This is a genomic window from Blastocatellia bacterium (genome assembly GCA_035573895.1).
In the GTDB taxonomy this organism is placed as follows: domain Bacteria; phylum Acidobacteriota; class Blastocatellia; order HR10; family HR10; genus DATLZR01.
Map to the genome: position 1 here is coordinate 1 of DATLZR010000175.1, position 9,441 is coordinate 9,441.

The 9,441-nt window shown below is 59.3% G+C and carries 8 protein-coding genes; all 8 read right to left on the minus strand.

All coding sequences use genetic code 11. The features are described 5' to 3' along the window. Positions 1–257, minus strand: a 257-nt coding sequence (locus VNM72_15390; GenBank protein HXF06777.1) for a glycosyl transferase, incomplete at its 3' end; no start/stop codon positions are given. Between the two features lie 190 nt (positions 258–447). Continuing rightward, positions 448–1,800: a cytochrome P450 gene (locus VNM72_15395; GenBank protein HXF06778.1), complete on the minus strand. Its 1,353-nt coding sequence runs from the start codon at positions 1,798–1,800 to the stop codon at positions 448–450. 862 nt (positions 1,801–2,662) lie between these two features. Then, positions 2,663–3,451 carry a cyclase family protein gene (locus tag VNM72_15400; protein ID HXF06779.1) on the minus strand — a complete coding sequence of 263 codons (789 nt, stop codon included), beginning with the start codon at positions 3,449–3,451 and terminating at the stop codon, positions 2,663–2,665. A gap of 41 nt (positions 3,452–3,492) precedes the next feature. Continuing rightward, entirely contained in the window at positions 3,493–4,923 is a 1,431-nt protein-coding gene (locus VNM72_15405) for a UDP-glucose/GDP-mannose dehydrogenase family protein (GenBank protein HXF06780.1), read from the minus strand. 214 nt (positions 4,924–5,137) lie between these two features. Continuing rightward, the gene (gene pilM, locus VNM72_15410; protein HXF06781.1) at positions 5,138–6,238 is read right to left on the minus strand and encodes a pilus assembly protein PilM; all 1,101 of its coding nucleotides are present in this window, start codon (positions 6,236–6,238) and stop codon (positions 5,138–5,140) included. Further along, entirely contained in the window at positions 6,228–6,629 is a 402-nt protein-coding gene (locus tag VNM72_15415; protein ID HXF06782.1) for a prepilin-type N-terminal cleavage/methylation domain-containing protein, read from the minus strand. The genes pilM and VNM72_15415 overlap by 11 nt, the downstream gene beginning before the upstream one ends. A 73-nt stretch (positions 6,630–6,702) precedes the next feature. Beyond that, complete coding sequence (locus VNM72_15420; GenBank protein HXF06783.1) at positions 6,703–7,179, minus strand: type II secretion system protein; 477 nt, start codon at positions 7,177–7,179, stop codon at positions 6,703–6,705. 86 nt (positions 7,180–7,265) lie between these two features. Next, positions 7,266–9,441, minus strand: a 2,176-nt coding sequence (locus VNM72_15425) for a hypothetical protein (GenBank protein ID HXF06784.1), incomplete at its 5' end; no start/stop codon positions are given.

Here is a 9,441-nt window from a genome sequence, read left to right on the forward strand (position 1 = left end):
ATGTAATCAAGCCCCGCCAGCAGATTGTGCACCTTCTGCCCCCGCCCCCTCGCTCTCCCCGCCTCCACAACATGAACGTGCAACGCCCCCGTCTCACTCACCACACGACCGATCTCCCCATAAGCCGGATCCGCCCGAGAATCAACCACACAAATGAGCTGGTAAGCCGGATAATCCTGCTCGATCAGGGACCGCAGATTCTCCCTAAAACCCTCATCCAGACCCCGACACGGAACAATCACAGCTGCCGGCGGCATGACCCCACACCCACCCCCTCCTCGCTCCCTCCGAACATACCTCAACTGCTTCCACCCTCTCCACACTGAGACTACCCCCTGCCAGGCTACAAGCAATACGCCAAGCTCAAACACTGTCATTGGATCTCGCCACCCCAACTTTTAGACCAACGGATCCGTTCCCCTTGAGCCTAAACTCAACTAGTGCCGTCTAGTGCCGTCGGTAAAGCTTCATCACCATGCCGTATTTGGGCCGCAGCGTCACCGAGGGAAGTACCGCAACCCGATGCTCGGGCACATGCCGCAACCTCCATCTTTGCGCAATCGTGGCAATGACGATCGTCCCCTCCAGCCAGGCGAACGATTCTCCAATGCAGGACCGCGGACCTGCCCCAAACGGAAAGTAGCAAAAGTCCGGCCGCGCCGCTTCTGCCTCCGGCGTCCATCGCTCGGGATCGAAACGGAAAGGATCGGGAAAAAACCGAGGATCATGGTGAGTCACGTACTGACTTACGAGAACGCCCGATCCCCGAGGAATGCGATACCTCCCAACCTCAATATCCTTGACCACCCGCCGTCCCAGCACCCAGGCCGGGGGATACCGCCGCAACGCCTCGGCCAAGACCATTCGCGTGTATACCAATCGAGGAACATCCTCGGCGGTCACCAGGCGCCCGCCAAGCACACTATCCACCTCCTCCTGTAGTCGCGCTTCAACCTCGGGATGCTGGGATATGAGATAGAGCGTCCAGGTAATGGCCGATGCCGTCGTCTCTTGACCAGCAATGAAGATCGTCACGGCAATGTCCCGCAATTGCTCATCCGAAAGACTCCGTCCCGTCTCCGGATCAGTTGCCCGAAGCAAGGCGGAGACGAGGTCCCCCGACGACGTCGGCCCCCGCCGACGCTCGCCAATAATTCGATAGAGCACCCGATCAATGGTCTGCCTGGCCTTGTCACGGCGACGGTTTGCTGGAAGCCAGGGGATCTTTTCCACAATGTAGCCGTAGGGGATGAGCATCTGGTGCCACCACGTCATGAACTCTGCGATGGCATCCTTGATCTCCTCTGACTCAGACACATCTGATCCAAACAGGGCCTCTCCAACAACACCCAAGGTCAGATCCGTGATGTCTCGATAAATGTCGCGTGTCTCCCCATCATGCCAGCGGTTAGTGATCTCATCGGCGTACCGCGTCATCACCGAGCCGTAAATAATATTCCACCTGGGACTGAAACTTGGCTGCGCCAACCGGCGTTGCCAGCGATGAGTCTCCCCCTCACTTGTGAGCAAGCCGTCACCGATGAGATACTTCGTTCGCTCAAACCCCTTCCCTTTGACGATGTGAGAATGATGAGTCACCAGGAGGCTCTTAATATAGTCCGGATGGGACAGCAGGTAAACGGGTGAAGTTCCCAGGCGGAAAAAGACAATATCCCCGTAGGTTCGCGCAAGTTTCAGCAGAAAGGATAGAGGGTCACGGCGGAACTCTAAAAGGGTCACAAGAGGAAGCCGGAAGCCCGGATGTGGCGGCAAACGGCGACGAACCATCACGGTCACCATAACCGATTACCCCACAGTCATCGAAATCGCCCGGATCGGAAGACGCCGAAAACCACCCGCTCCTTCGCAAATTACTTCAGGCCGACCAGATGCGGTCGGCCTGAACATCGCTAGAGTTCCTAAGATCCCACATGAACAGTTGGGCCTCTGGACACACTCTAGGCTACTTTTTCGCCCTTCTTGGCGAGGGCCGCCGCCAAGATGACGAGCAACACTACGCCAATGACGGCCGGGTCGAGTTGGATCAGTATCGGCATGTGCTTATCCTCCTCCCATGATCAAATTTTCTCACTCACAATCAGAGCCGGTTTGGGCTTGGCCCCTACCGACATGTTGAAAGTCAGTGGCAATCTAACGGTTTACTGAGGTTCTGTCAAGCAAAAAGTGATCCACCACTGACTTTTTTTCGACGCAAGATGTGCGACTCATCCACGTCGTGACCAACGGCAATATACGGTGAAGGGGATTAACCCGTGAGCGTTCCGGGTCACCTCCGTATTCGGTATCCCCCTTGAGGCCCTTGGGAAACAGGGGTGAGTTCAGCCTCTCAGAAGCAAGCTCCAGGGCCCCGGGAGGCACAGGCCTTCCCATCCACGTGGAAGCAGGGGGGAGAAGGTCTGCGTGAGGTTCTCATCCCGTCTCTCACGTACAAACATCGCTGCTTCAGTTTCGGAACAACCTCAGCCGACTTTCCCGGCCTTTTGTAGTCCTGCCAGAATGATGATGAACATGATGACACCAGCGACAAATGGGTCAAATTGTAGGAGCATAACCACCTTCCGCGCTAGTTTTTACTCCGTCGAACGGTGTGAGTTTAGGTGCTTCCTCAAGCGTTTGTCAAGCAAAATATGACTTGAGGAGATCAAGGGAGTAAAGCGAACACCCGGGCCGGCCCTCCCGATCCGCCTTCAATCGGCAGCACACCGACGATGACGATAGCTCCGCGTGCCGGCAGGCGATCCAAATTGGCGACATTCTCGATGTGATACTTCCCCGCTCCGTGCGTGATGTGATGCACGGGAAAATCCTTCGAGGGGCCGTAGTCAACGCTGAGCGTGTCAATGCCGAGGCCGGAGATTTCTCGTTCGGTCACGAGGAACCGAGCAGCATCTGGAGAAAATCCGGGGAAATGCATCACCCCTTGCTCATCCCGATTGAGGTACTCTTTCGGAGTCCCCCACCGTGCACCCCACCCGGTGTAGAGAAGGACCAGCGAGCGGCGAGGAATACGCCCGTGGCGTCGTTCCCATCGCCGGATGTCCTCGACGGTAAGCTGGTAATCGGGATTGTCGCGCACCCGGTCCCGCACATCCAGCACGACGGCAGGACAGATCAACTGCTCGGGCAACAGGTCATCTACCGAGGGACGGCCCGCCACGAAATGATTTGGGGCATCCACATGAGTTCCCATGTGCTCGGGCATGGCAAAGAATCCCGAGAAAACCCCATCGCGATCAAGCGTTGCAATCGGGGTGAACTCGAACGGACGATATTGACCCCCCGGCCAATAGGGAATTTTCGCACTCAACCGATGGGTGAGATCAACGACCTTGCCTCGGCCGGCGAGTATTCTCTCCAGTCGCCCCTGGGCCCTGGCGGGTGCAACCACACTCAAGCCAATAAAAACAACGATGAAGGATTTCAGTCGCATAGCTCCTTCCTCCCGCTTTTGTCGCTCGCAGGACGCCACGATCAGTCCCGACACGACGACCGCCCAACTCCGACATAGGTCAACCCCGCCTGAGAGATCGTCCGGGGATCAAGAGCATTTCGCCCGTCCACAAAGAGCGTGCCCGCCATAACTGACCGCAGTTTGTGAAAGTCAAGCCGGCGAAACTGATCCCATTCCGTTACGAGCACCACCGCATGGCAGTCTCTTGCCAGGTCCAGTTCGCTGGCAGCATAGATCAGCGCCAGATCCGGATATTCCGCACGCACGTTGGGCATGGCGACGGGGTCATAAACCTTCACCCGCGCGGCTCGCTCCAGCAGCGTTCGCGCGATTGTCAGACTGGGGGCATCGCGGATGTCATCTGTTCCCGGTTTGAAGGCGAGACCGAGAAGCCCAACGGTCTTGCCTTCGAGGCCGCCGAGAAACTGCTCCAACCGAGCCACGAGAGCATGGCGCTGCCGGGTGTTGGTATGGAGGACGGCTTTAAGCAGTTCCGGCTCATACCCCTGATCGGTGGCAGCTTTGATGAGGGCGGCGACGTCTTTGCCCAGACAGCTTCCGCCCCAACCGATTCCCGCCGACAGATAATGTGCGCCGATGCGATGATCCAGTCCGACGATCCGCATCACCTCGCAGACATCAGCACCGACGCGCTCACAAATGTTGGCGATTTCATTGGCAAAACTGATCCTCGTCGAGAGCAACGCATTCGCTGCGTATTTGGCCAGCTCCGCACTCCGCCGATCGGTGACAATAAGGGGCACGCGGGAGAGTCCCTTGGGACGAGGAGGTAATCCATCAGGGACGTCGAACGTCTGTCGGAGAATCGGCCCGTAAACTTCGGCGAGAATCGCCGTCGCTTGCTCATTCTCGGAGCCGATGACGATGCGGTCGGGATAGAGCCAGTCGCTGATGGCGCAGCCTTCACGGAGAAACTCCGGATTGCTGACAACGAACAATCGCTCCAGAACGGCAATCTGCGAAGAGGACTGAGCCCCCCGAGTGGCCCGAACAGCGTGCTCGAACGAGGCGCGGATAATCTCCTCCACACGGGCGCTCGTTCCGACGGGCATGGTGGATTTGGTGGCTACCACACGAACCCGTCCCTCCGAGGAGCTTGCCAGTGCTCGGCCGATAGCCTCGGCGACGGCTTCGACGCTGGTGAGATCCACACTCCCATCGGGTCGGCCCGGCGTCCCCACGGCGATGAAAATGACCTCCGATGCGCAGACGGCCGTGGCCAAATCCTCAGAGAAGGAGAGGCGTCCCGCTTTCATCCCCTCAGCAAGCAGCCGTTGCAACCCCGGCTCGTACAAGGGAGCAATCCCTTCCTTCAGGAATGCGAGTTTTCGCCGGTCATTATCCACACCGATGACGCGATGACCGATGAAACTCAAACACGCCGCCGTAACGAGCCCCACGTATCCGTTACCGACAACCGTAATGTGCATACGTGCTGTGCTCCTTGACACCCATCCGTGCAGTCACACCTGCACATTTCACATCAGTGTCTCAAACCTCTCCCGAACATACATCGCTACACTCCACATGAGACGGAGGCCGGGCAGTACTATAGCCGATGCCCGCAGGATCGTCAAAATGGGGAAACGTCATGGCAGCTCCTTTGGCCTCACTGTCGCGGAGTGCGGAGCGTCGCGCACAGCGTCACCCAAGCAAGGTAATTCCCACAGCCGCCGCCAGCGACGACAGCGTCAGCGGGGATTCCGGATTGACCTTCTCCTCATCCAGGCTGTAGACCCGCGGTGAGTGATCGTCGGGGAAAAATTTTCGACAGAGACTCGTCACTGCGGCAACGAACGAGGGACCCCATGTTGCCTCCGCGTTAGTGTCTCGTCCGTCACGGCGGGTGACAAGGACGATGAGGTCGAGCGAGGGGGAATCACCTGGAGAGGCGACATCGGTGGCCTCTCCGGCCAATGACGATGGGTTTTCAACAGACACGCCCCGCCTCCTTCGCCAGAGCGACACGCGGGGCTTTCGCGGTTGCGAAGTCGCGGCGCTTGCCGGCCTCAACTTGTCCTGGTAATAGGCAAGAGTGCGATGAATTTCGTCGAGCAACGCATCGGGCGAGCAGGGAACGGCACGAACGGCCAACACAGTATCCCTCCGCGCGAAGACGAACGTCACCAGTTCGTCCTCATAGGAAACCAGCAGGCTATCTCCCTCCGTCGCGCTGTGGAAGAGCCAGCCGGACTCTGCGATCGGAACAGGAACGACCCAGCCGGGATGGAGACCGAGCCCGGCGAGGACCGATTCGTAGGCCGTGAGCACCTCCGTCCGCACGGCCACCACGAGGAATCGCCCTCCGGTCGGCCCTGACATGATTCGCTCACAGGCCAGCACCAGCTCGCTGGCGGCCATACCCAGGAATCGTTCGGCCTTCCACTCGAGAATCTGCGCGAGTTCTTCAGCATCGGAGGGCACTTCGTCCAGATCGAGCAAAAACATGCGACATGCTGCTGCGGGAAGAGCCATGCACCACCGCGAGCGCCGTTTCAACCCAGCGCTGGTGAGAGCGCGACCGAGGGCCTCGCCGAGAGCGTCTCGATTCTTGATGTTCACCCCATCGAAAGCGGGTTCGATCACTCCCGCCGGCAATGGCTCGACGGCGGCGCGCTGAATCAAAAGCTTTCCCTTGGTCCGGCGCGTGCACGCAACAGCCACAGCGTGCCGATGGATACTCACTCCGGTGGAGGGAAGCGGCGGACGGGTGAAGAACTCTCTCAGGGCGAGCTTACCACTCATTGTAGGGGGTTCCTTCGGAGGAGACGGTTTTGGCTCCGCTTTTGACGTCCTTGATTCCCGGTTGCTGCTCCGGGTCTCCGCTGAAGGGTTGATCCTCCTGGATGGTCTCCCAGGTCTCGCGGGAGCCGGTGATGGGATCAAGAGGGATCTCTCGCAGGTAACCTTTTTCGACCAGTTCCTGGAGCGACTGCGGGTAGCGTCCCCGGTCTGCCGCAAAGGCTTCGATTTGCCGTCGCATCAGATGAAGGTTTTGCTTGAGCACCGATTCCTTGGCCCGCAGAATCACCGCCTGGTACGCCGGTATCGCCAGCGAGACGATAATGGCGATGATCGTCAGGACGATGATGATTTCCAGGAGGGTGAAGCCGCGCGCCCGGTGACAGGAGCGCAAACGTCCTCCGTTACGGCGCGGGCCGACGCCGAGCAGCCCGCATCTCTGGGACCGACTGTCGCGTGAGAAGGGATCACCAGTCACGATATTTCGTCCCGTCAAGAGCCGTGGCTTCACTGAGCGAATAGACGTCGAAGACATTTTGACCGCCCCAACTGCGAGCATCAGGGGCATCGCGCGTCGAGCGCAATCCCCATTCCGCCCGGCCCGTCATCGGATCAACCGGAATACGCCGCAAGAAGCGTAGCTTTCGGTCAGGGCTTCCCGCCAAGGGGACTCCCTCAACCAGCACCTCAAGGTTTGGCGGATAACCGTCACTGTCCTGTTTGATTTCAAACGGGCTGATGAGTCCGGCATCGGCCGCCCGCTTGTACCGATCAATCGCCGTACGGATTTCCCGCAGGGCGCGTCGCAGTTCGATTTCTCGTTCGCGCTTGATCGCATTGCGGGCGATGGGAATGGCCCCGGCGGTGAAGATCGTGAGCACGGCAATCGTCAAGATGAGTTCCAGCAAGGTAAATCCCGCCAGTGTTTTTCTCCGTCTCATCATCGTGCGTCTGCTTCCCGACTTCCTCTGCGGCCCATTCATCTCCGGCAGACCGGCGAACTGGAGTTGCGCACACCGAGCCGCTTCATTCACCGGGCGGACACCGTGAGAGGGATCGAACGGCAGCCCACCGTTCGCCCATCCCCCGTGACGAAGCTGCTGCGGCTGGCGTCAATTTCCACCTGCGAGTTGCCCGGAGCCAGGACGTCAAAGTAGAGGATGGCCAGCCGACCGCGTGCCGGGCGAGCATCTCCCGTTGTCCGGGCAGTGATGGTGACCCGATCGGGGCCTTCGGCAACGCTCTCTATTTCGGCGCGGGACTCCGTCGTTGACAGCAGACCACCTTCACTGGCCCGGACCCAGCGAAGCTGCTTGGGATCATAGGTCACCGTCAGTTTCCCCTCTTTGATCTGCTCCGGAGAATTGAGGAAAACGGCCACTTGCAGCAGTTCATTGACGCGCGGGGGTGTGGTATTGACCAGTTGCAGCAAAGCCGAGATCGGTTCCCCGCCGGCGAGCATCTGAGCCGCAGCAGGGACAACCAGTTCAGGCTCGGGCTTGCTCTCCGTCTTACCGACCTCCGGCGTCGGAGCAGGCGTGGGCTCCGTCTTCTTCTCGCCCGAGGCAACGGTCTTTTCCTCTCGAGCCGCCTGCAGGGCGTACATCCGCTGGACGAAATTCTCAATGGAGTCATTGACGCCTTGCGCCTGCAGTGTTCCGGCCAAACGGGCCAGCCGGTCCTTATCCTCAATCGTCGGCGCACGCACAATGTGCGGCGTTACCGTGATGAGCAAGTCGGTCGTGCTGCCCGTCTCCTTCGGGATGCTGAAGAAGCGCCCCACGACGGGCAGAAATCCCAGAAGGGGAAGACTGCCGCGCGTCTGTTCATTGCGCCGCTGGGCCACGCCGGCCATCATGGCCGCTTGTCCCGTTTTCACCGTCGCGACACTCTTCAGACTGCGTCGCGTGATGATGGGCGTCAGTTGCGTTGGTCCTTCGACGAAACCCGACGTCTCAACTTGCATCTCCAGCTTGATGTCCTCATCGGTATAAATCGTCGGCGTGATGGTGACATTCAGACCGACGTCTCGATACTCGATCTGAGGATACCCGAAGCCGAAGATATTGCCCAATCCGCCGGGGGGGACAGTTCCGGGTTGATTAGGCTGTGTGGGAGTGACGTTGACAAACGACGTTGGCAGCGACGCCGTCTGGATCGGAATGGACCGACCGATATTGGCCGTCACCTGCTGTCCATCGAGGGCGTGAACCTGAATGCTGTCAATGAGCCGACTGTTGCCCCGCGTCTGGAGGGCGCGGATGATGCTCGTGGGAACGGCCAGCGCCAGGCGTTGCTCGGTGAGAATCTGTCCCGCGGTGATCCCCAGCAGGTTGAGGGTCCCGGGCCGCAGCGGCCCGCTCGTTGCCGCCTGACCGAGAAACCCGTCAAACAGAAGCTGGTTGCCAATTTCCAGCAGGTCGTTGCGCGAGACTTCGTAGATGCTGACGTCAATCATTACCTGCGGCCGTTCCTTGTCAATCGTCTCGATGATCTCGGCGACGAGCTTCATATTTTCGGGCGCCGTGCGGACGATGAGCGCCCGCATATCCTGCATGGGCCAGGATTGAACCCGCTGGCCGAAGAACATCGTCAGGACTTGCTGCACTTGCGCCAGCTGTTGAGCATCGAGGTTTTTCAGATAAAACGTCTGGACGCTCATCTGCTGGAGGCGATTGCGGTTGACCGGCTGATCCTGAGCCACGATGATCGAATTCTCGTTGATCGGCTGGAAGAAGAGCCCATTGGTGAGAAGGATCGTATCGAGCGCCTTGGCCAGGGTGATATTCTGAAGCTCAACATCCACGCGTCGGTCCTGCACGCTTTGATCGAAGGCAACATTGATCCCCAATTGCTTCGCCAGTTGCGTGATGACCGCCTTGAGCTGATCGTGGAAGATGATCGTTTGTTTGACGTCCTTGGTGGGATCCTTCACCGGCGCCGGCTGTTGGTCAGCCGGGGTGGCGCGACCGCTCTGGATATAGGGCGGCTCGGTTGAACCAAACGGGGAAGAAGGCGGCGACGGTTCCTTCCCTTCCCCTCGAAGCATCTCCAGGACTTTCTTGGAGAGGTCGCGAGCCAGCTCGTTGGTCTGATCAAACTGGTACGCCCGACGGAAGGCATGATAAGCATCTTCCAGTTGGCCTTGCTCCATCAATTCGCGTCCCCGCCGCACGAGGTTAAGCGAAGCCTGGAGCGACGCCCGC